The sequence below is a fragment of the Pseudomonas juntendi genome, assembly GCF_021560075.1.
Classification (GTDB): domain Bacteria; phylum Pseudomonadota; class Gammaproteobacteria; order Pseudomonadales; family Pseudomonadaceae; genus Aquipseudomonas; species Aquipseudomonas juntendi.
Window position 1 is genome coordinate 2,455,924 of the sequence record NZ_CP091088.1, and the last position, 22,927, is coordinate 2,478,850.

At 59.4% G+C, this 22,927-nt stretch carries 16 protein-coding genes and 3 pseudogenes; 12 read left to right on the forward strand and 7 right to left on the reverse strand.

From position 1 onward, the window contains the following. Nucleotides 1–8: 8 nt before the first annotated feature. Nucleotides 9–1,373: a purine-cytosine permease family protein gene (locus L1P09_RS11415; protein ID WP_235768863.1), complete on the reverse strand. Its 1,365-nt coding sequence runs from the start codon at nt 1,371–1,373 to the stop codon at nt 9–11. 5 nt (nt 1,374–1,378) lie between these two features. Next, nucleotides 1,379–2,065 carry a cysteine hydrolase family protein gene (locus L1P09_RS11420; RefSeq protein ID WP_235768864.1) on the reverse strand — a complete coding sequence of 229 codons (687 nt, stop codon included), beginning with the start codon at nt 2,063–2,065 and terminating at the stop codon, nt 1,379–1,381. 506 nt (nt 2,066–2,571) lie between these two features. Between L1P09_RS11420 and L1P09_RS11425 the strand changes: the two are divergent. Continuing rightward, a pseudogene (locus tag L1P09_RS11425) lies at nt 2,572–2,883 on the forward strand (tyrosine/phenylalanine carboxypeptidase domain-containing protein); the annotation flags it as partial. Between the two features lie 267 nt (nt 2,884–3,150). Here the strand turns inward: L1P09_RS11425 and L1P09_RS11430 are convergent. Further along, nucleotides 3,151–4,229 (reverse strand): annotated as a pseudogene (locus L1P09_RS11430) (IS630 family transposase). Nucleotides 4,230–4,588: 359 nt separating this feature from the next. On the opposite strand from L1P09_RS11430, the gene L1P09_RS11435 reads away from it, so the two are divergent. The 7 genes from L1P09_RS11435 (at nt 4,589) to L1P09_RS11465 (ending at nt 12,567) form a co-directional block, all read left to right on the forward strand. Then, entirely contained in the window at nt 4,589–6,028 is a 1,440-nt protein-coding gene (locus L1P09_RS11435; RefSeq protein ID WP_235768865.1) for an NAD-dependent succinate-semialdehyde dehydrogenase, read from the forward strand. A gap of 52 nt (nt 6,029–6,080) precedes the next feature. After that, a complete protein-coding gene (locus L1P09_RS11440) occupies nt 6,081–7,484 on the forward strand; it encodes a Rieske 2Fe-2S domain-containing protein (RefSeq protein WP_235768866.1) in 1,404 nt (467 codons plus the stop codon). A gap of 81 nt (nt 7,485–7,565) precedes the next feature. Continuing rightward, nucleotides 7,566–8,522 (forward strand): PDR/VanB family oxidoreductase, encoded by a 957-nt coding sequence (locus L1P09_RS11445; protein WP_235768867.1) that lies wholly within the window; start codon nt 7,566–7,568, stop codon nt 8,520–8,522. 46 nt (nt 8,523–8,568) lie between these two features. Further along, nucleotides 8,569–10,029 (forward strand): sulfatase-like hydrolase/transferase, encoded by a 1,461-nt coding sequence (locus L1P09_RS11450; protein WP_235768868.1) that lies wholly within the window; start codon nt 8,569–8,571, stop codon nt 10,027–10,029. A gap of 21 nt (nt 10,030–10,050) precedes the next feature. Continuing rightward, on the forward strand, nt 10,051–11,709 hold the full coding sequence (locus L1P09_RS11455; RefSeq protein WP_235768869.1) for a GMC family oxidoreductase: 1,659 nt from the start codon (nt 10,051–10,053) through the stop codon (nt 11,707–11,709). Nucleotides 11,710–11,796: 87 nt separating this feature from the next. Further along, nucleotides 11,797–12,210 carry a YidH family protein gene (locus tag L1P09_RS11460; RefSeq protein ID WP_235768870.1) on the forward strand — a complete coding sequence of 138 codons (414 nt, stop codon included), beginning with the start codon at nt 11,797–11,799 and terminating at the stop codon, nt 12,208–12,210. Nucleotides 12,211–12,213: 3 nt separating this feature from the next. After that, nucleotides 12,214–12,567: a DUF202 domain-containing protein gene (locus tag L1P09_RS11465; RefSeq protein ID WP_235768871.1), complete on the forward strand. Its 354-nt coding sequence runs from the start codon at nt 12,214–12,216 to the stop codon at nt 12,565–12,567. Between the two features lie 30 nt (nt 12,568–12,597). Here L1P09_RS11465 and L1P09_RS11470 read toward each other — a convergent pair whose 3' ends face one another. After that, nucleotides 12,598–13,842 carry an OprD family porin gene (locus tag L1P09_RS11470; RefSeq protein WP_235768872.1) on the reverse strand — a complete coding sequence of 415 codons (1,245 nt, stop codon included), beginning with the start codon at nt 13,840–13,842 and terminating at the stop codon, nt 12,598–12,600. 32 nt (nt 13,843–13,874) lie between these two features. Next, nucleotides 13,875–14,720, reverse strand: a complete 846-nt coding sequence (locus L1P09_RS11475) for a TSUP family transporter (RefSeq protein WP_235768873.1) — start codon at nt 14,718–14,720, stop codon at nt 13,875–13,877. Nucleotides 14,721–14,862: 142 nt separating this feature from the next. On the opposite strand from L1P09_RS11475, the gene L1P09_RS11480 reads away from it, so the two are divergent. From L1P09_RS11480 to L1P09_RS11490, 3 genes are all read left to right on the forward strand, one after another. Beyond that, entirely contained in the window at nt 14,863–15,636 is a 774-nt protein-coding gene (locus tag L1P09_RS11480; RefSeq protein WP_235768874.1) for a GntR family transcriptional regulator, read from the forward strand. A 426-nt stretch (nt 15,637–16,062) separates the two neighbouring features. Next, the gene (locus tag L1P09_RS11485) at nt 16,063–17,379 is read left to right on the forward strand and encodes an MFS transporter (protein ID WP_235768875.1); all 1,317 of its coding nucleotides are present in this window, start codon (nt 16,063–16,065) and stop codon (nt 17,377–17,379) included. 103 nt (nt 17,380–17,482) lie between these two features. Next, nucleotides 17,483–20,326 carry an FAD-binding and (Fe-S)-binding domain-containing protein gene (locus tag L1P09_RS11490; RefSeq protein WP_235768876.1) on the forward strand — a complete coding sequence of 948 codons (2,844 nt, stop codon included), beginning with the start codon at nt 17,483–17,485 and terminating at the stop codon, nt 20,324–20,326. 35 nt (nt 20,327–20,361) lie between these two features. On the opposite strand, the gene L1P09_RS26225 is transcribed toward L1P09_RS11490, so the two are convergent. Then, nucleotides 20,362–20,469 carry a VOC family protein gene (locus L1P09_RS26225; protein WP_329608892.1) on the reverse strand — a complete coding sequence of 36 codons (108 nt, stop codon included), beginning with the start codon at nt 20,467–20,469 and terminating at the stop codon, nt 20,362–20,364. A gap of 7 nt (nt 20,470–20,476) precedes the next feature. Between L1P09_RS26225 and L1P09_RS11495 the strand changes: the two are divergent. Further along, a pseudogene (locus L1P09_RS11495) lies at nt 20,477–20,626 on the forward strand (IS5/IS1182 family transposase); the annotation flags it as partial. Between the two features lie 909 nt (nt 20,627–21,535). Here L1P09_RS11495 and L1P09_RS11505 read toward each other — a convergent pair. Further along, nucleotides 21,536–22,801, reverse strand: a complete 1,266-nt coding sequence (locus L1P09_RS11505; RefSeq protein WP_235768877.1) for a tyrosine-type recombinase/integrase — start codon at nt 22,799–22,801, stop codon at nt 21,536–21,538. Nucleotides 22,802–22,927 lie beyond the last annotated feature (126 nt).

Below are 22,927 nucleotides of genomic sequence, written 5' to 3' on the forward strand. Positions count from 1 at the left end.
ATGGGGCGTCAGGGCGACAACTTGCTCTCGCCGGAGACCAGAGGCTTGCGCTTCATCAACCCATAATAGGTCATTGCCGGCACCACCAGGCCCACCACCCAGGCCAGATCAATACCATCCAGCGCATTGGCGACGGGGCCGACATAGAGCGTGGTGTTCATGAAGGGGATCTCCAGCACGATGGCCAGCACGAAACTGCCGCAGGCCACCAGGTTGAACCGGCCGTAGCGACCGTTGAGGTCGAAGATGTCCGGTACGCTGTAGTTGCCTTTCCTCAGGCAGTAGTAGTCCACCAGGTTGATGGCGGTCCACGGGATGAGGAAGTAGCTCATGAAGAAGATGAAGTTGAGGAAGAAGGCGATGAAGTCTTGCTGGCTGACGGTGCACAGCGCGGTGGCGATGACGGTGATCACCAGCATGAACAAGCCCCGGACGCGAGGCGTCACACGCAGCCGCGAGAAAGGTTCGATCACTGTGACCGTGGACATGAAGGCACCATAGAGGTTGAACACGTTGATCGCCACCTGGCCATAGACGATGAACACGAACAGCAGCACCGCGCCAACACCGAACAATTCGGCCACGTGGCTGCCGACATTGTCGGAGAAGCCGGCAATGACAACGCTCAGGATGGCACCCAGGACCATCATCCAGGCACCGCCGGCCACGGTACCGGCATAGCTGTACCAGAACACCCGAGACATGGGAGTGTCGCTCGGCAGGTAGCGCGAGTAGTCCGCCACGTAGGGTGCGTAGGACAGCTGCCAGGTGACTGCGATACTCACGGCCGCGAGGAATTTCGATAGCGAGAAGCCCGCGGCAGTCCACTGCCCGTCCGGTACCGGCAGTCCCAGGGCCAGGACCGTGACGACCAGAAATACCAGGATGGACAGGATCGACAGCACTTTCTGCAGGCGATGAATCAGCCAGTAGCCGTAGAGCGCCACCACGAAGCACAGGGCACCGATCAGATAGATGTTGCCGGTGCTGCCCAGCGGGCTGACCGAGTCGATCGCCTGGGCGGCCAGCAGGGTGTTACTGACGAAAAAGCCCAGGTAGATGAGCATCACGAACAGCAGCGGCAGCACGGCGCCGATCACTCCGAACTGGGCGCGGCTCTGGATCATTTGTAGGATGCCCAGCTTCGGCCCCTGGGCCGAGTGCGAGGCCATGAAAATAGCACCGATCAGCGAACCAAGGATGATCGCCATGGCGCTCCAGAACAGGTTCAGCCCGAGCATCACCGGTAGCACGCCGGAGGCGATGGTGGTGATGTTCATGTTGGCGCCGAACCAGATGTAGAACAGCGAGACAGGTTTGCCATAGCGCTCGCTTTCGGGGATGAAATCGATGCTTCTTTTTTCGACTTTCATGGCAGTCACTCCTGTTTCCGGCGCTGCAGGCCAAGGCTGGATTCAAGGCGGGCAATGGTTTCGACGAACTGCACGGGCTGGTGGGCGAACTGGTCAGGCACCTGCGGGCAGCAGGACTGGAAGCGCTCGCCACGCAGGGCACGCAGGAACTGCTCGGTGGCGAACAGTTCGATGGCGTACACCCAGTTGGCCATGATCAGCAGGGCGGCGTTGTGCGCGGCTTCGGTAGTGCTGGTGCAGGCATCGGTGATCAGCGTGACCTGATAGCCCAGGGCAAAGGCGTCCAGCACCGTAGCCAGCACGCAGACATCGGTGAGCACCCCGCTGACGATCAGGCGGTTGACACCAAGGTGACGCAGCAGGGCATCCAGCTCGGAACGGTGGAAGGCGCTGTAGCGAGTCTTGTCGAGTACATGGTCGCCGGGGCGTGGCGCCAGGCGTTCGAGGATTTCCACCTGGTAGGTGCCGGCGCGGTAACTCATCGGCCGCCCTGCACCATCTACCGGCTCGCGCGGCGGAAGCCCGCTGCCATCCGCCGCGTTGATGTGGCGTGTATAGATGACCGGGACGCCGGCCGCGCGCGCGGCGGTGAGTAAGGTGGCGTTGTTGTCGATGACCGGCTCGAAGCTATGGAGTGGGAAACCATCCTCCTGCTGCATATCGATGATCAGGAAAGCGCTGTCTGTGTTCATGAGCAACTCTTGTTTTTGTAGGTATGACTGCGAAGTGCCGACGCTGCGCGATAGCCAGCCCGGCGGATAGGTGCGCCATGGCCAGGCTCCGAAGCGTAGGAAGCCGACGTTGTTCAGCGAAGGGAGTCGATCAGCAGACTATCTGCCAGAAGCCGTTTTGCTTGGCTGTGACAGAGGTGCGCAGACGTTTCAGGCGAACGTGCGAGGATATCCATTTGCCACGCAAGTAGGCTTGAGCGGCCCCGGGTCGTAACGGTGCATTACAGTAGGTGATGCCAGTATTGCGCATGGCGGTCGTCCACCCGGTGGGTAAAACCTAGTCGTACCAGCTCCGCTTTTTTCAGCGAGCCAGGCATACCGCATATTGGTATACCATAATACTGACCATTGCAAGCGCTTTTGTTCCGCCAGACTCACCAAAGCCTCCTAATGGCGCACTTTTAGGGATTCGTGAGAGAGGTCATGTGTAGGCCGCTGGTGCCGGACACCACGGTGATCCCGACAATGCCATTGCCGGAGTCAGCCCTATTCGCCTGTGGGCCAGAGCGCTGTTCTCCGAACTGGACAAGCAGCAGTTGCTGCAGCACAAGGCCTTTGTGCATTTGGCCACGGCGCAGAACGGCGTTCGCCAGCCCAACCTGAAATGCCTGGCCCTGGGGGCGCCGCGCACCACACAAACACAGGAAGGTATTGCGACGCTGGCCGAGCTGCTCACCGGCAGCATGGATATCGAGCGCTTACGCCGGCTCGCCTTGCGTGTGCTTGCAGTACAGCAGGCACGGGATAGCGCCGACTTCCTCCAGGTGTCTGAAGGTTATTAAGCCTGGGCGACACCCCGCACCTGGCATAGCTGTTCGAGTCAGGCTGGTTGGTGGGGCCAGCCTTGTATTCCGACCTGGGCTCCACGCATTTGTGCTCGGCGCCTCCGGGCATATCGGTGGAGTCATCAATCCTCCGGCCAAGCACAAGCGTCAATATTGGGTCAACGACCAGCTGTCGAACATTCCGGACAATTGATTCGCCGAAACCCAGCAGCATCCTGGCAGTTTTTGGGATAACTGGTTCTTCTAGTGTTCTGTCTCAGATCAAACGTTCTCTTTACTCTGGCGTGCCATTGCCTCCCGGGCACGCTGGATCTTGCGCAAGATGTCTTCACCTTTCGCGCTCCAGACGTACCGGCAGGGCCGGGCGTTATGCAGCGCTAAAAACGTGGTAGTGGAGCTGGCCAGTTCACGTGTGGAACTGGAGCTGCCGTCGCGCGGGTAAACGGTGATATCCCGGAAGAAGCGCTCAACCATGTTCATCCAGGAGCTTGAGTTCGGAGTGAAATGCAGGTGGAGTCGTGGATGCCGTTTGAGCCACTCCTTGACCACCGGGTGCTTGTGAGTGGCGTAGTTATCCACGATCAAATGCAGTTGAAGACCTTTGGGGGGGGCTCGGTTGATCTTTTTCAGGAAGGCCAGCCACTCCTGATGCCGATGCTGGGTTTCGATGCTGCTGATCAGCCGGCCTTGTAGATAGTCCATGGCGGCGAACAGCGTTAGCGTGCTGTGACAGACATAGTCATGGGTTTGCGTGCGGATGTGGCCGATGCCCAATGGCATGCCTGGTTGCGTGCGTTGCAGAGCTTGAACCTGACTCTTTTCATCGCAGCAGAGCACCAATGCCTTATCCGGTGGTGCCAGGTACAGGCCGATAACGCCCCAGAATTTTCTTCGAACTGAGGATCATTGGGCAGCTTGAAGGGGCGGGTGAGGTGCGGCTTGATGTCGTTGGCAGCCCAGATCCGCTGAACGCTGGCCGGAGAAATACCCGCGACACGCGCCATGCTACGGCAGCTCCAGCGTGGCTGACCGATGCGCGGTTGGGTGACCTGCTCAAGCGTTCGCTTCAAGGCTTCGGCAGGCAATGAAGGCTTGCGACCTCGCCCCGGCAAATCCACCAATCCCTGAAGACGCAATGCTTTAAACCGCTTGCACCAGCGGGTGACGGAAACCACGGAGAGGCCAGTCAGCTCAGCGATTTCGTTACGTGAATGACCTTGAGCAGCCAGCAAAATTACACGAGCTCGACGGCCATCACGCTGGCGGATGGTGGCAGACCGAACTCGTCGGTTCATCTCAACTTGTTCATCGTCACTGAGCATGATGTCTTGAGAATTCATCGCTCCACCCCGCGTCCTTGTCTGACCCAAGAAGCGTAGCTCAAATGGGGTACTTATTTTTGAGACAGGGCACTAGCTGGTTGCCTCGGTCGCACAAAGACTGGCTGTTGACGGCCTGGAAAGCTGTGAATCCATCGTCTTCGGGCGGATCGCCTTCCTACACTCCCTGCGTAAGCTCTGCCGGTGTTTTCTCCTCTAGAACGCTCCAGGGTGCTTCACGTGGCTGCGGAAAAAATGGGTGGACCATGGTTTGACAGGTTTAGATCTATAGCTATATAGTATTTCTCAGGGGGCAATTGTACCCATTGCCGCAATCCACCCTCACTGCATCGCTCAGGTAACCAGCAGGAGCAAGATCAATGTATGACGTAGAGCTAGGTCTGTATATCGATGGTGAATGGCGCGCAGGCGAGGGTCGTCGCACCGTTCCGGTGGTCAACCCCGCTACTGAAGAGGTGCTGGCTGATCTTCCACTGGCCAGCGAGCAGGACATTGCCGACGCTCTGGCGTCTTCCCAAGAAGGATTTCAGGTGTGGCGCACCACCTCTGCTTGGGATCGTCAGTTGGTTATGGAGCGCACAGCTGACTTAATTCAGGCTCGCCGCGAACAGTTGGCTCGCGTACTCACACTGGAAAACGGTAAACCATTGGTGGACGCCCGCGGTGAGATTGATCGCGTGGTCGAGACGATCCGCTGGTGCGGAGAGGAGGGCAAGCGTGCCTATGGTCGACTATTGCCGCCGCGTCAGCCAGAGTTGGTGCAGACGACTGTAAAACGTCCGGTCGGGCCTGTCGCAGCATTCGCTCCCTGGAATTTTCCGGCTGTGCTGGTTGCACGAAAACTAGCGGCAGCCCTGGCCGCGGGTTGTTCGGTGATCGTTAAGCCTGCGGAAGAGACGCCAGGTGTATGTATCGGTGTTATTCGGGCGTTCATCGATGCTGGTCTGCCCAAGGGTGTGATCAACATGTTGTTCGGTGAGCCAAGTCAGGTGTCTGATCTACTGATCGCATCGCCAGTTACGCGCAAAGTGTCGTTCACCGGTTCGGTCTCTGTCGGTCGTTTGCTCAGTACGCTGGCGGCAAAGCAACTCAAGCCCGTCACCATGGAGCTGGGCGGTCACTCGCCCGTTATCGTATTTGACGATGTCGATGTGCAGGCAGTGGCGCGCGCCTGTGCGGGCTTCAAATTCCGCAACGCTGGTCAGGTCTGTGTGTCGGCAAGCCGCTTCTTTGTACATGAACGGGTATATGAATCATTCACCCGTCACTTTGTCGAGTTCGCCAATGCTGTAAAAGTCGGCAGCGGCCTGGAAAACGGTATCAGCATGGGCCCTCTGGCCAACGCGCGCCGCCTGCAGTCGACAATTGACTTGGTGGACGATGCAAAAGCGCGTGGCGCCACGGTCGCTGCTGGCGGTAACCGCCTGTTTGATCGTGGTTACTTCTTTCAGCCAACAGTGCTGACCGATCTCGATTCTCAGTCGCGCATCCTGCATGAGGAACCATTCTGCCCCGTTGCGCCCATCATGCCCTTCAACGACTTCGATGAGGTCATGCAGCGCGCCAATGGCGTGGACTTTGGCTTGGCTGCATATGCCTTCACCCAGTCCATCAAGCGTGCCGCCGAGGTTAGTGAAGCGTTCGATGCCGGTTGGATTGGCATCAACAGTTTTACCCCAGCGTTGGCTGATGCGCCGATTAGTGGCACCAAGCAAAGTGGGATCGGCCATGAAGGTGGTCCTGAAGGGCTGGATGCGTATTTGCAAACACGCTTTGTCAGCCAGGCAAGTGCTGTTTAGTCCATGAAGTGATGTTTCCCCTAACAACAATAGTAATGATGAGGATCTATCCATGAGCCGTGCAGATGGTAAAGCGCAGAACATTCCCTACGGTGGTTATCACTACAACATTATTCCTACCGAAGATGCTGCGCTGACCCGTGTGGGTCCAGGTACAGAAATGGGTGAGTACATGCGCCGCTTCTGGCACCCGGTGTGCTTGTCGGAGGAATTGGGCGAACTGCCCAAGGCGATCCGCATTCTCGGTGAAGACTTGGTGGCGTTCCGTGACCGCAGTGGGGACGTTGGCGTCCTGCATCGCCACTGTGCTCACCGTGGTGCTTCGCTGGAGTTCGGCATCATCCAGGACCACGGCATTCGCTGCTGCTATCACGGCTGGAAGTGGGGCGTGGACGGCTCACTTATGGAAACTCCTTGCGAGCCGGAAGACAGCAAACTCAAAGACAGCGTTTGCCAGCCCGCGTATCCGGCATTTGAACGCCACGGCTTAGTGTTTGCCTACATGGGGCCGCCGGATCAGAAGCCGAAGTTCCCTGAGTATGAATCCTTCACTCAACCGGCAGGCACCGAGTTGGTGGCGTTTTCCAATGTTTACCCGTGCAATTGGTTGCAGGTGTTTGAAAACATCATGGATCACATGCACACCGCTGTGCTGCACAACAACATGACCGTCGAGGGTGTCGATGCCGCAACCGCCGCTGGGGTGTCGCTGGAAGGTTTTGGTGACATGCCGGTCATGCACTGGGAGCCGACTCGTGAGGGCAACGGTGTTGCTTTCGTCGCTGGGCGTCGTGTCGCGGAAGACAAGGTCTGGGTGCGCATCACCGAAATGACCTTCCCACACCTGTGTCAGATCGGCTCGCTGGTACCGTCGGCGGCCGAAGAACGCCACTCCACAGTGGCCATGAGCCGCTGGCATGTTCCGGTCGACGACACCAACACCATCCTCTTCGGCTGGCGGCATTTTAATGATGAGGTCGACCCGCGTCATTTGGGCTGCAAAGAAGATTGCGGTGTCGACAAGATCGATTTCCTCGAAGGTCAGACTGGCAGCCGAACCTATGAAGAAGGCCAGCGTGCGCCAGGCGACTGGGAAGCCCTGGTCAGCCAGCGCCCGATCGCTGTTCACGGCATGGAGCACCCGGGTCGTTCCGACATCGGTGTCTACCTGTGCCGCAAGCTGCTTCGCGACGCAGCGCGCAAGTTGGCCGAAGGCAAACCGGTGGGGCGTGCCGACCTTAACAGCGACGACCCGCTGGCAATGTACTCCCAGGACTCAGTGTTGAAAATTCCGCGTGACCCGGCCCGAGCCGACCGCGACGTGCTGCTGGACATCAACCGGAAGGTCATCGGTGTGATGAAGGATGCCGACCGCTTCCCGGCCCGTGAGCGTGACGCCTATGTGCGCCAGCGTCTTGATGAGCTCGACGATCAACAACTCTTCCAGAAGCGTTGATCGGATTGTCGGGCCTGGCTAGGTCAGGCCCGACGCTGTGACGACTCATCGCCCAGATAACAACAAAGATCGAGGCGCAGCATGCAAACAGTCAAAGTACGGTGCATCGAAAACCAGGCGGCAGGTATCAATACCTACGAGTTCGTTGATCCGGCAGGCAAACCCTTGCCCCCATTCACTGCCGGTGCGCATCTGGATGTGCATCTGCCCGGCGGATTTATTCGCCAGTATTCGCTATGCAACAGCCCGCATGAGCGGGACCGCTATGTGATCGGCGTATTGAACGTTGCCGACGGTCGAGGCGGATCGCGTAGCCTGCACAACAACGTGAAGGCCGGCGATCTGCTGCAGATTTCTGAGCCTCGCAACCATTTTCCTGTGGTGGACACTGCTCAACGCCACCTGTTGATCGGTGGCGGCATCGGGGTCACGCCGATGATGGCGATGCTTGAGCATTTTGAAGCTAGCGGCGCTGACTACATCCTTTATTACTGCGGTGAGACCCCAGAGCGCACGGCGTTCAAGGAGCGTCTGTCGCCACTGCTGGGTAAACGTGTGGTCATCCATTATGACGGCGGTGATCCTGCTCGGCGCCTGAACATCCGCGAGTTGCTGATGCACCACCAGCCCGGGACCCATGTGTATTGCTGTGGCCCGACCGGACTGATGGCTGGCGTCAAGGCCGCAGCCGAACACTGGCCGCAGGGCACTGTGCATTTTGAACACTTTGCGGCTCCCATCACTCCCCTCAGCACCAGCTCCAGTACCGAAAGTGACAGTGAATTCCAGATCACCCTGGCACGCAGCGGCCAAACCCTGGACGTCCCCAGCAGCAAGAGCATTGCCCAGGCACTGCGAGACGCCGGCCTGCCGTGCGAAACCTCGTGCGAGGCCGGTATATGCGGCACCTGTAAGACCCGGTTCATCGATGGTGAGGTCGACCACCGTGACTTCATTCTCAGTGACGATGAGAAACAGGACCATCTGCTGATCTGCTGCTCGCGTTCCAGGAGCTCGTTGCTGGTGCTGGATCTATAAAAATTCCCTGCAAAGAAGCTACAGCTTGTTAGCTTTGGAGACTGAAATGACTAAAGCCAAAAACCTCATCGTGTTTATGTCCGATGAACATAACCCCAAAGCCCTTGGCTGCTACGGCAATGATTTCGTCAAAACGCCGAACCTTGACGCGCTTGCTGCGACCGGCACCCGCTTCACCTCGGCCTATTGCAATTCGCCGGTGTGCATTCCGGCACGGGCGACTTTCGCTACCGGACGCTACATCCACCAAATGGGCTTCTGGGACAACGCCGATCCCTACGACGGTTCAGTGACCAGCTGGCACCACCGTGTACGTGATCAGGGGCAGCAGTGCGTCTCGATCGGAAAATTGCACTTTCGCTCCATCGATGACGACAACGGCTTCAGCCAGGAAATCGTGCCGATGCATGTCATCGAGGGCAAAGGCGACCTGATGGGCCTGGTGCGCGAAGACCTGCCACGTCGCGGCGGTGCCTGGAAAATGGCCGGGCAGGCCGGCCCGGGTGAGTCGTCTTACACGATGTACGACCGCAACATCGCGGCGCTGGCGCAGACTTGGCTGCGCGAAGAAGCACCGAAATATCAAGACCAGCCCTGGGTGCTGTTTGTCTCGTTCGTTGCCCCGCATTTCCCGCTGACCGCGCCACCTGAGCATTTCTATCGCTACTACCTGGATGACAACCTGCCGTGGCCCAAGCTGTACGACAAGGCCGAACGCCCGAACCATCCGTTCCTCAAAGACTATGCATCCAGCTTTGCCTACGACGACTTCTTCGACAGCGAAGACAAGGTTCGTCGTGCCCTGGCGGGCTACTACGGCCTGGTCAGCTTCCTGGACGAGAACATCGGCAAGGTGATGAGCACCCTTCAAAGCTGTGGCCTGAGCGATGACACCCGGATCATCTACACCAGCGACCATGGCGACAACCTGGGCAGCCGTGGCCTCTGGGGCAAGTCGACCATGTTCGAAGAAGCCGTCGGCGTGCCGCTGATTATCGCCGGTGAAGGCATTCCGGTCGGTGCCGAGAAGACCACTCCGATTACCCACATCGACGTCTACCCGACCATTCTCGAAGCGGTCGGTATCGCGCCCACCGATGCCGAGCAATCGTTGTCGGGCGAGTCGCTGTTCAGCCTGGCCAATCAGCCCGATGGCGACCGGCTGGCGTTTGCCGAATACCACGGCATGGGTTCGGCGACCGGCGCCTTCATGATCCGCGACGAGCGCTATAAGTATGTGCACTACGTCGACTACCCACCGCACCTGTTCGACTTGCTCGAAGACCCGGAAGAGTTGCTCAACCTGGCTGAAGTCCCGGGTAACGAGGCGCTGGTCGCCGAGTATCGCGCCAAGCTGGAAAGCGTCTGCAATCCAGACGAAGTGGATGCCCGCGCCAGAAAACGTCAGGCCGAACTGCTGGCGCTTAACGGTGGTCGCGACGCCGTGGTGGCCCGTGGTGACCTGGGCTACTCGCCACCGCCGGGCGTGGCGGTGGATTTCAACTGAGGCACGGCGAGGGGATCACCAGTGAACACACCTGAATACGACTACATCGTGGTGGGCGCAGGGTCGGCCGGATGCGCCCTGGCCAACCGCCTGAGCGAAGGCGGAAAGAACACCGTTCTACTGCTCGAAGCAGGCCCGAACGACCGCCACTTCTGGATTCACTTGCCCATCGGTTATGGCAAGACCATGTTCAACCCGACCTACAACTGGTCGTTCCACACCGAGCCGGTGCCGGCATTGGACAACCGGCCGATCTACTGGCCACGGGGCAAGACCCTCGGCGGCTGCAGCTCGATCAACGGCCTGGTCTACATCCGTGGCCAGGCGCAGGACTATGACCACTGGGAGGCACAGGGCAACAAGGGCTGGGGCTGGCGCAATGTGCTGCCGTACTTCAAGAAGATGGAGTGCAACGAGCGCGGCGAAAGTGAATACCACGGTGGCAGCGGCCCGCTGCATGTGTCGGACCTGCGCGAACGCAACGAATTGGTTGAAGCTTTTATCCGTGGTGCCAACCAGATCGGTGTGCCGCGCAATGATGACTTCAATGGCGCACAGCAGGAAGGTGTTGGCTATTTCCAGCTGACCACACGTAACGGCTGGCGCTGTTCGGCGGCCAAGGCGTACCTCAAGCCGGCACGCCATCGCAAGAACCTGAGCATTGAAACCAACGCCCAGGCCAGCAAAGTGCTGTTGCGGGGCAAGCGTGCGGTGGGCGTTGCCTACGAGCGGGCAGGGCAAGCCGTGACCGCCAGGGCTCGCAAGGAAGTGCTGCTGTGCGCCGGCGCCTTGCAATCGCCGCAATTGCTGCAACTCTCCGGGATCGGTCCACGTGAGGTGCTGGAGGAGCATGGCATTGAGACCGTGCATGAGTTGCCCGGCGTTGGCCGCAATCTGCAAGACCATTTGCAGATCCGCATCATGTTCAAGTGCACTCGGCCAATCACCACCAACGATCAATTGCGTACCCTGTGGGGCCAGGCCTGGATCGGCATGAAGTGGGCGTTGTTCCGTAAGGGGCCACTGGCGGTGGGTATTCAGCAAGGCTGCATGTTCGCCAAGAGCCGCCCGCAGGAGCAGACCCCGGATATCCAGTTCCACTTCGGTACCTTGAGTGCCGACATGACTGCGGGCAAGCCACACCCATGGCCGGGCTTCACCATGTCGGTGTGCCAGTTGCGCCCAAGCAGCCGAGGCGAGCTGCGCATTCGTTCGAACAATCCCAAGGATGCGCCGTGGATCGAACCCAACTACCTGGCCACCGAAGAAGACCGGCAAACCATGGTGCGTGGATTCAAGATGGCCCGGCAACTGGCGGCGAGTCAGGCCATGGCCGGTTATATCGCCGATGAGTACAACCCCGGAAAGGCGGTGCAAACCGAGGAGGACATGCTCAACTTCGTACGCCGTAACGGCTCGTCGATTTTCCATCCGGTTGGCACCTGCAAAATGGGCAATGGCCCGGAAGCGGTGGTGGATGAGCGCTTGCGGGTACATGGCATTGAAGGGTTGCGGGTGGTCGACGCCTCGATCATGCCGACGCTGATCTCTGGCAACACCAATGCCCCGGCAATGATGATTGCTGAAAAAGCCGCCGACATGATCAAGGAAGATGAGGTCCGCGTGTTTGCTCGCACAGCCGTCAGCTCGCCGCTCGAAAAAGCCCGGCAGCAGGCTTAGCCCGCCCATGGCGGCAGTAAACGGCCCTCACGGCAGCTTGCCGTTGAGGGCATTTTTGCTTTTGGTATTGAGCAGGTAGACACCCTCATGACGGCACAACAACACGACCTCAACCGCACCGCGTGCAACGCCCGAGGCCGGCATGCTTCACGGCTGTTGCGCGGAGGCAGTGAGCCTGACCCACGCTTCACCCTGGCCAACGAACGAACCTTTCTGGCCTGGATTCGTACCGCGCTGGCCCTGCTGGCCGGCGGCATTGCCATCGAAGCCTTTACCCTGAATGTGTTCACCCCAGCGGTGCGCACGACGCTCTCGGTTTCGCTGCTGTTGCTGGCGATGCTGATCAGCGCTTCGGCCTGCCTGCGTTGGCTCAACGTTGAACGGGCATTACGGCACAAATCGCCGTTGCCATTGCCGCTGTTGGTACCGCTGCTGTCGATGGGCGGGGTGCTGGTGACGCTGGTGTTGATCGGGGTGCTGTTGTTGCCTCAGGTGCGGTGAAGCATGAGCCGACATCGAGCTGATGAGCTGTCGCTTCAGGCGTTGCACGATGACGCCGGGCTGCAGCCGGAACGCACCACCCTGGCCTGGAGCCGCACCCTGCTGTTGTGGGTGGTGGTGGCCTGTACCTTTCTGCGCTGGATTCAAACCGAGGGTTTGCTCGGGATACTGCTGGCGCTGGTAAGCCTGCTGACCGCGTTGTACCTGGGCCTGACACAGCGACGTCGCTACCGGCGCAGTGCGCAAGCCATTCGCACGGAGCGCCATCGGGCCGATGTGGCTTCGGTGATGCTGATGGGTGCAATGGTGGTGTGCCTGGCCGCCGTTTCGCTTTGGGCTGTGCTCGAGCGTTTGTAGGCGCGGGATTGCCCCGCGCCGAGGCTGTGTTTACCAGACGATCATCTTGTAGCCCACCAGCACGCGGTTTTCGTCGATGTCGCGGGTCAGCCCGCTGCCGGAGCGGACATTGATATTACGCATCTGAATGTAGAGGTTCTTCAGCGGGCCGCTCTGCAGAGTATAGGTAAACTCAAGGTTACGCTCGCGTTCGCTGCCGTGTTCGCCTTGCTGGACGCGGGCGTGATCGCCGTCGACAAAACGCGCCATGAACGCCAGGCCCGGCAGCCCCAGTGCGGCGAAGTTGTAGTCGTAGCGGGCCTGCCAGGACTTCTCGTCTTCGCGGGTGAAGGTGTTATAGAACGACAGGTTGACCACATACGGGTCATTGCCAATGAAAGGAAATTCCCCGGTCCCGGCGATCTGTTGGTAGGCGCCGCTGAACTTGTGGCCACCCAGTGTCAGGCTGAGCATGGCGTTGTAGCTGTTGTTGGCGAAGCGGCCCATCTTCGCCACGCCTTCATCGTTGCTGCGAAAGTAGCGAAGGTCGGTGCGCAGGCTCGCACTTTTGCTTAGCGTTGCGGTGTGGGTGAGGCCGAGAAAGTGCTGGCGATAGATGTCTTTGAGTTCGCCATAGTAATAGCTGCTGGTTAGCTGCGGGCTGACGTTGAAGCTGCCGCCGGCAAAGTCAAAATGATCACTTTCAACACCGCCACGGTAATAGGTGATGCGGTCATAGCTGCTCGAATTGCGCAGGTTGGCCTGGGTGATGCGCCCGGCATTGAGGGTCAGGCTGTCGATGTCGTTGGAGGTCAGCATGCCGCCGCTGTAACTGGAAGGCAGCAGGCGCCCGAAGTTGTAATTGAGCACCGGCAAGGTCGGGTAGAGCGTACCCAGGCGCAGGACGCTCTTGGACACCTTGAGTTTTGCGGTGAAGCTCAGCTCGCTGAATTCGTTCACGGGCGTGCCGTCGCTGCTTTGCGGCAGGATACCGTTGTCGCCGCTGCGGCCACGGGCCGAATCCAGTTTGAGGCCCAACGCAGCATGGGCATCGAGGCCCACGCCAACCGGGGTGTCGGTAAAGCCGGATTCAGCATGCATGATGAAGCCTTGTGTCCATTCATCCTGCGTTTCCGGGCTACCGGGTTGGCGGTAATCGCGGTTCATGTAGAAGTTGCGAATGTCCAGGTTGGCGGTACTGTCGGCAATGAACGCCGCCGAGGCATTGCAGCACAGGGCAAGGCCGGAGAGGCCGAACAACGGGGTCGGTAAAGCGCGAAACCGTAGATTTTTCATTGTTTTTATCTCTAGGGCGGGGTTCTGCACGCTCAAGGCGCAGGGGGTGAGTGAAGCGGTGACATAACGGAGAAAGTGGGTTCGGCGGGCGCGGCCACAACCGGTTGCTCCGGAGTGGCCAGGGCGTCCGGCAGCAGCGCCGTGAGCGAAATGAAGCCGCCCATGGCGACAAACAGGGCGAAGGCGCCGCGGCGCATGCTCAGGTCGGAAAGCCGGGGTGGAAAGCGCACATACAGCCAGCTGGCGACGATCGCGACCGGTATCGACAAGCTGCCCAGCGCCATGACGTCTGCGTTCAGTTCGCCTTGCAGGCCCTGCATGAGCAAACGGATCAGGGCCATGGCGCCGGACAGCGCCAGCAGGCTGGTGCGGATGGCCTGGAGGGAAACCGGCTGACGATAGTAGTGATAGATCAGCGGTGGCCCCGGTATGCTGAACATGCCGCCCATCAGGCCGCCGAACAGGCCCATAAGGGCGAAGCTCAGCGGGCTTGAGCGGCAAGGGAGCGGTTGTGGTTTGATGAACAGGGCGATGCCACCTGCCACAATCAGCCCGCCCAGCGCCAGTTGCAGCAGCACGGTATGCTCTTTGCTCATTTTCGCCAGCAGCCACAGTCCCAGCAGTGTGCCGGGCAGCAGACCGACAAGGGTCGGGTAGAACGACGCTCGGTCAATGTGACGCCAATGCCGTGCCAGGGCGATGCCGATGCCGGGCAGGGCAACGATAGTGATGGTGGTCGCGACAAGGGGAATCGGGGCGGACTGGGTGAGCACGGCAATCGCCAGCACCACAATGCCCAAGGCGAATCCGGTGAGTGCTTGCAGGTAACTGCCTACGGCCACAGCGACAAGCATGATGACGAGCGAGTGGTGTTCCATGGATCATCCTGCCTGCGGCTACGGTGATTATCGAGGTCGGGGGCGGAGCTTTATTGGGTATTACGCGATATAGTATGAAGCTATATAGCTTTAGTCAACGACACTCTGCCGTCGTGGTGGAGGGTCTGAAGGAGAACAAAAAATGTCGGAAGTAGAGGCGATCGATTTCTACGATCGTTATCAGCCACAGGAAGTGCTCGGCTTGCCCAAATACGCGCAACTGCGCGAAGCGTTGCTGGCGGCGATTCATGATGGTTACTGGGGGCCTGGCGCGCAGTTGCCCAATGAGTCCACGCTGGCAACGATTACCCCGTTCAGCCTGGGAACGGTGCAGAAGGCGTTGCGCGAGCTGGTTCAGGCCAAAGTCATCGTCCGCCGTCACGGGCATGGCACCTTCGTGGCCGAGCATGCGATGCCGATGCTGTCGCCGATGCACCTGCGTTTCGAAGACAGCGACGGCAACGTGTTGCCGATCTATGCCGAAGTGGTGGGGCAGAAGTCCGGCCTGGATGGCAGCGAGTGGGCCGACAAACTGGGCGCCAACGTGCGCACCGTGGTCAAGGTTGACCGTGTGTTTGCCGTGCAGGAGCTGTTTCAGTGTTTCAGCCACTTCTATATCGACAGTGATCGTTTCCCAGCTTTCGCCGAGACCGAGCTGCTGAATTTTGCCGGGGCGAACTTCAAGGCACTGCTGTTCAATCAGTACCAGATAAGCATCTCCAGCCTGGACCAGAAGCTGCGCTGCGAGCGCTTCCCGGATGAAGTGTGCGAACAGTTGGCGCTGGAACAGGGCACAGTCGGTGCAGTGCTCGAATTTCTCGCCATTGGCAGCAATGGTCGGCCGCTGTATTTCCAGGAGGCGTTCATTCCACCGAATGACTACCGCTTGCGTCTGGATGCCAATCTGGAGCCTTGATCCCCTCAGGCTCGCTGTAGTGGGGCCGCCCCCTGGCCCCGCGTGAATGCACGCTCGCCCGCATAAGTGCGGCCTGCGGCCGTTACTGCACATCCCCATCCTTGATTGCCGGCAGGTGCTCGGCACGGCTGTCTTCTGATGAACGGTTCGAAAAAGCTATACCTCAATAACTATAGTGCTATATAGTTATTTTGCGTTAAGAAAAACAACAACAAAATCGACTGCGGTCACCGTACCGTCAGTCAGCCTGGAGAACGCCATGTCTGTGCAAACATCGTTTCCTGCTACCTTGTGCATTGTTTCGAAGGTGCCCGCCCGCGAAGACGGGTCGTGTCCAACCACGTCGTTGCAGATTGCATCAGTTAATTCCACTTCGGTTCGCATCACGACGGCCCAATGGTTTCAACATCAATTCTGAGGTGGGATATGGCTCGCTTTAAAAGTACCAAAACGCATGCCTGGGTCATCACGATCCTGCTTGCCGTGTTCATGGTGATCAACTTCATGGACAAGGCGATTCTCGGTATCGTCGCCGCACCGCTGATGGCCGACCTGGGGCTTTCTCCCGGTGAGTTCGGCATGATCGCCAGCAGCTTCTTTCTGCTGTTTTCGTTGTCGGCCATCGGCTTCGGCTTCGTTGCCGAGCGGGTGTCCTCGAAAAAACTGTTGATGCTGTGTGCTGGCATCTGGGGGGTAGCGCAGTTTCCGTTGGCCTTCGTGGCCTCAGTCCCGTTGCTGTACTTTTCACGTATCTTGCTGGGGATGGGCGAGGGGCCGGCCTATCCGCTGGCGTTGCATTCCTGCTACAAGTGGTTCCCCAATGACAAGCGCAACCTGCCGTCGGCGGTGATCTTTCAGGGTGTCACGGCCGGGCTGTTGATCTCCGGCCCGTTGCTGACCTTTGTGGTGGTGAAGTGGAACTGGCACGCGGCGTTCATGGTGCTGGGGGTGGCTAGCCTGGTGTGGATGGCGCTGTGGGCTTACTTCGGTGCCGAAGGCAAGGTGAGTGAGCAGGGCAGCGTGCAGGACGATGCCGATGCACCGCGACTGCCGTATTGGCTGCTGATCACCGACCGAACCTTTCTGGCCAACATGCTCATGTACTGGACCAGCTACTGGATCTTCTCGGTGATGTTCACCTGGGTGCCGTCGTACATGGGCAAAGTGATGCACTACGCCCCGACGGATGCCGGCTGGATGTTCATGGTGTTCACGGCCTTCAACATCCCGATCGTGCTGGGGGGCTCCTGGGTCTCCCAACGGTTGTTGAAAAGCGGGCTGGCCTCGAAATATGCCCGCGGTTGGCTGACCTCGTTGCTGGTGCTGATTGGCGGTGGCTTGATTCTGTTCGCGGTGTTCGCCGTGCAGAACCCCTTGCTCAAAGTCATTCTGTTGGCCATCGGTTGCAACCTGCCACAGATTACCTTTGTGCTGAGTTCGGCCATCGTTGCCGAGATCATGCCGGCCGCGCAGCGCTCTTCGATGATGTCCATCAACAGCGCCCTGGCCACCACCGGCGGCCTGCTCGCGCCGGCCTTGATGGGGGCGTTCATTCAGGCCGCTGCTACCCCAGCACTGGGCTATGACAAGGGCTTCGTGGTTGCCGGTGTACTGTGCATCGTCACCAGTGTGATTGGCTTGTTGCTGATCAACCCCGAAGCGAGCAAGCGCCGCTTCGCCCGCCTGATCGAGACGCGCCGGCCCGGTTCGGCAGGCGCTTCGCGCAGCCTTCTGGCCAAGTAGCCAATGCCCCGGCGGTTGCGCCCGGCACCGCTTCCCGTTTGACTCGCCGCTGCGGCCAGTGCGCGCTCGCCTGGTCGCGGTGGTGATGGATGGAGACACCCCCATGTTACCCGCGACATTTTGCACCGCTGTCGAGCGCCTGATTCCCCGTGACCGACGTTTCGATGACCCGCTTTCAACCCTCGCATTCGGCACCGATGCCAGCTTTTACCGGCTGATCCCCAAGCTGGTGGTGCGGGTCGAGTCAGAACGGGAAGTAGTCGCGCTGCTGCAACTGGCCAGTGCCGAGCGCGTACCGGTGACCTTCCGCGCCGCCGGCACCAGCCTTTCCGGTCAGGCGATTTCCGACTCGGTACTGATCGTACTGGGCGATCACTGGAACCGTCGTGATATCCGTCGCGACGGCCAGCAGATCCGCCTGCAGCCGGGTGTGATCGGCGCCCAGGCCAATGCCGCGCTGGCCCCGTTCAAACGCAAGATCGGGCCGGATCCGGCGTCGATCAATGCGGCCAAGATTGGCGGTATTGTCGCCAACAATTCCAGCGGCATGTGCTGCGGGACAGCCCAGAACACTTACCACACCCTCGCGGGCCTGCGCCTGGTGCTTGCCGACGGCACCGTGCTGGACAGCGAAAGCCCTCCCAGTGTTGCCTCGTTCCGCGAAAGCCACGGCGCGTTGCTCGATCAACTGGCCGAACTCGGTCGCCAGACCCGCGCCAACGCAGCCTTGGCCAGCAAGATCCGCCACAAGTACCGGCTGAAAAACACCACCGGCTTTTCGCTTAATGCGCTGATCGACTTTGACGACCCGCTGGATATCCTCAACCACCTGATGGTGGGCTCAGAAGGTACCCTTGGATTTATTAGTGCGGTGACTTATGACACCGTGCCAGACCACCCGCACAAAGCCAGCGCGCTGATTGTCTTTGCCGATGTCGGGACCTGCTGCAAGGCTGTGCCGGTGCTCAAGCAACAGCCGGTCGCGGCAGTCGAGCTGCTGGACCGGCGCAGCCTGCGCTCGGTGGAAAACATGGCCGGCATGCCCGAGTGGGTGCGCGGATTGTCAGCGGGCGCCTGCGCCTTGTTGATCGAGTCGCGCGCGGCAACGGCGGCGCTGCTGCAGGAACAACTGGGCCAGATCATGGCCGCCATTGCGGCGTTTCCCATGGAGAAGCAGGTCGATTTCAGTGATGACCCGCAGGTGTACAACCAGCTGTGGCGGATCCGCAAGGACACCTTTCCGGCTGTTGGTGCGGTGCGTAAAACCGGCACCACGGTGATCATCGAAGACGTCACCTTTCCCGTCGAGCAACTGGCCGAAGGCGTCAATCGCCTGCTGCAGCTGTTCGACAAGCATGGTTATGACGAAGCAATCATTTTCGGCCATGCCCTGGAAGGGAACCTGCATTTCGTCTTCACCCAGGCCTTCGACGACCCGGCCCAGGTCGCCCGTTACGAGGCCTTCATGGGTGACGTGAGCCAACTGGTGGCCGTGGAATACGGCGGTGCGCTGAAGGCCGAGCACGGTACCGGGCGCAACATGGCGCCGTTTGTCGAGCTGGAGTGGGGCACTGAAGCGTACCAACTGATGTGGTCGATCAAGCGTCTGCTCGATCCGCACGGGATCCTCAACCCCGATGTGGTGTTGTCTGAAGATTCGCAGATTCACCTGAAAAATTTCAAGCCCATGCCCGCCGCCGATGACATCGTCGACACCTGCATCGAGTGCGGCTTTTGTGAGCCGGTCTGCCCGGCCAATGGCCTGACGCTGACCCCGCGTCAGCGCATCGTTATCTGGCGTGACATTCAGGCGCGCAAACGGGCGGGCATCGATACCACTGAGCTGGAACGCGCCTACCAGCGCCACGGCCTCGACACCTGCGCGGCTACCGGCCTATGTGCCCAGCGTTGTCCGGTGAGTATCAACACCGGTGATCTGGTGCGCAAACTCCGCGGTGCACGGGCCGCTAGCCCCGGCGTGGCCAACTGGCTGGCCGCGCATTTTGCTGCGGCGGCGCAGGGCCTGCGTTTAACCTTGCAGGCGGCCAACACGGCACACCGGCTGCTGGGCGCGCCGTTGTTGGCCAGAACCACAGTAACGCTGAGCAAAATCAGCGGGGGCAAACTGCCGCAATGGACTGCGACGATGCCGCAGCCGGCGCAGCGCGTGCAACTACCCGCACCAGCCCCGGCAGATGAGCGGCCACGGGTGGTGTATCTGGCGGCCTGCGTGTCGCGGGTCATGGGGCCTGCGGCCAACGCGCAGGAACAGCAGAGCCTGTTCGACAAGACCTTCAGTTTGTTGGAGAAAGGCGGCTATCAGGTGGTGCTTCCGGACAACCTCAACGCACTGTGCTGCGGTCAGCCTTTCGCCTCCAAAGGCTATACGCAGCAGGCCGAGCAAAAACGCCAGGAAGTCCTCGACGCCTTGCTCAAGGCCAGCCGTGGCGGGCTTGACCCGATCTACTGCGACACCAGCCCCTGCACGCTGCGCCTGGTACAGGATCTGGCGGACCCGCGCCTCGATATCCATGACCCGGTGCGTTTCATTCGTAGCCGTTTGCTTGATCGCCTGGAATTCGAGCCGCAGGAAGCACCGATTGCCGTGCATGTCACCTGCAGCACTCAGCATCTGGGCGAAGCGCAGGCGCTGATCGACATTGCCCGGCGTTGCGCCAACGAGGTGGTCATCCCCGAGGGTATCCATTGCTGCGGCTTTGCCGGTGACAAGGGCTTCACCACCCCTGAGCTGAACCGCCACGCGCTGCGCAGCCTCAAGGATGCGGTGCAAACCTGCGAGTTGGGTATTTCAACTAGCCGCACCTGTGAAATCGGCCTGTCCCAACACAGTGGCATCGACTACCACGGGCTGGTGTACCTGGTAGACCGCGTCAGTCGCCGGAAGCTTCCTTTGGAGTGTACGCCAGAAGTAAAAGGTAACTCTTGACTATTTTATGGGGCTTGAAACCATGGAAATTTATCTTAAGAATCTGCTGATGCAGCCGGTGAACGCTGGGTGTGGGATTCCTGCGGTTCGAATGCTTGTCCGTAGAAACGCATGGAGGCATCCAGGTCACTTACGCGGATCATGGTGTGGAGGAGTTTCAAACGGCAGTTTGGCTATACGAAGGTGCGCTTCCGAGGATTGGCCAAGAATGCGGCGCAGATGGTGACGCTGTTCGCCCTGTCGAATCAGTGGATGGACCGCCGACATTTGCTGGTCAGCTCAGGAGAGGTGTGTCTGTAATGCGGAAAATGGCTACGGTAACGTGCTGGCGGTAACGAAAAGGTAGAAAAGCGCGGCTGATTTGAGCGTTTGGGCCAGTTGGGTGCTTTTGAAATCGGCAGACGCTGCAGTCAGCCAGAAATGCTTGGCTACTTCAGACCATCCATAACCGTTCCCTTGACAAACGGGGTCGTGGCTTCGGTATTTGGTGTCGCAATCTCTCGATGCTAGGCGGCCTGGTCTAGCTCTTCCAACAGGGTGGTTGCCTTCCTGGGCGGCTGGGTCGGAAGTGCGGCTTACGACCCCACTGGGGGTTATGATTTGATCTGAAAGGCTGCGGTCTTTTTGAGCCTTATCGCTGCTGTAGTCAACTATGCGGTCAGAGAAAAGCCAATCACGTAGCTGGGCACGAGCGTTGCTATTGATTAAAGGCTGGTGCGGTCTTGACAGGCACTTCAAGGACTGCGCCGGGTCAGTCTATCGAGTCTCAGAACTGTGCGGTTACGTTCAGCCTGCTCAAGCATGACAGCAGTGGCATAGACGTTCAGCTGCAGTACTAAGGCGTGAAGTCGGCGTCCGTATACTTGACCGCAACCGCCTTCTCTGTCACTGCCACAATGTTCTGCTCGGAGAGTTCCACTGGGTTGACATTGCACTGCAGATCCGGCCTGTTGCGCCGGCTGTCGCTGCGTCTGGTGAAATTCGGCGGTGCGACGCAGTCCGTAGGGTTGTAGAAGGTCGAGGAAACTAGCTTGCCCAGGGGGCATATTGTTAACGGAGTGAAGTGAGTCCAGAATCAAGGCTATCCCCTTTTCGGGAACGACAGAAAGCCCTTAGATTTCAGTGGTTCGCAAGCCCGATACGAGTCTCGTTTCCGCTTCGCATTCATCGTTCTCAACAGTGATTCAACCCCCGCATGCGCACCTGAACTTACTCAGCCAGTGCAGCATTCTTGCGTAACCGATCTAAGTAATCCGTCCATTGCTGTGCGGCCTCCCGACGCTGTGGCAGCAATTGCGCGCGGGCATACACGGCACCCAGTGCACCTGGCATGCGGTGCGATAACGACAGCTCCAGTACAATCGGATCGATACCTAAATGCTCGTGAGCGATAGTGCGGTAGGTGGCGCGGAAGCCGTGCGCAGTGATGCGGTATTCCGGCCAGATCCGCTGGTAGGCCTTGGCCAGGGATGTGGCGTCAACTGGATAGCCTGGGTAGACCGGCGATACAAAGACCCAGCCATTGCCCGCTTCATCCACCACCCGCCGTTCATGTAGTTCACGCAACAGCACAAGGGCTTGCTCCGGCAGTGGCACGATGTGTTTGCTCTTATCCAGATGGCGAGTTTTCCCTACTACATAGCGCCAGTCGGCGCTGACCAGATCGATGTCTTCCCAACGCATTTTCACCAGCTCGCCGGGGCGAACCGGCAGCATGACCAGCAAGCGCATCGCAGTGCTCACGCTGCTCGGGCTGAGCTCATCCAGACGAAGCAGAAGGTGACCCAAATCGGCTGGTCGTTCGATCGCTGGATTACTGGTCACCACATGGCGAACCTTGAGCTCTTCGGTGTTGCTCAGGGCCACGTTACGCTCCACCCAGCCACGGCCCTCAGCGAAACCGAGCACGGCACGGATGATGGTACGCACGCGCTTGGCCATGGCCAGTGTGCGTGCTCGGCGCAGGTTAGCGATGATCTCGATGATGTGGTCCAGTTTGATCTCGCTGACGGGAATGTTGCCGATCGTGGGCAGGATGTGATTATTCAAAGCGCCGCGAAAGCCCGCGAGGGATTTGCTCACGAGGTCGTGCGATTTGAAGGCCAGCCACTGTTCGGCGACGTAACTGAATGTGCGTTCCTCATTAAGTAGCTGGTCGGCGATTTTCTTGCGTTTGGCCTTCAGCGGGGCGACGTGATGAGCTACGTTCTGGCGCGCGGCTCGGGCCAAGTCGCGGGCGTCTTTCAAGCCAATGTCGGGATAACGGCCGATCGCGTACACGTTCTCCTTGCCATTCAGTCGATACCTCATCCGCCAGTATTTTGCGGCAGGCTTATTCGACTTCTGCGAGGCCTGAACATGCAGGTAAAGACCGGGTACTTCGCCGTCGGCGTACTTGCCGGGTTCAGCAATGGCGCGCAAGAAGGCATCGCTGAGTTTACGCCGCAATGCAGGCGTGGGGAGGGAAGTCGTCATGTGCGGGTACTTTTTTTCGAAACGGGAAAAGTACCCAAAAATATACCCGCAGACGTATTGGAAATGAGCGGAATACGACGGACGGCCTTGGACGTAGAATTTTATTAAGATGCTGATTTTATTGGC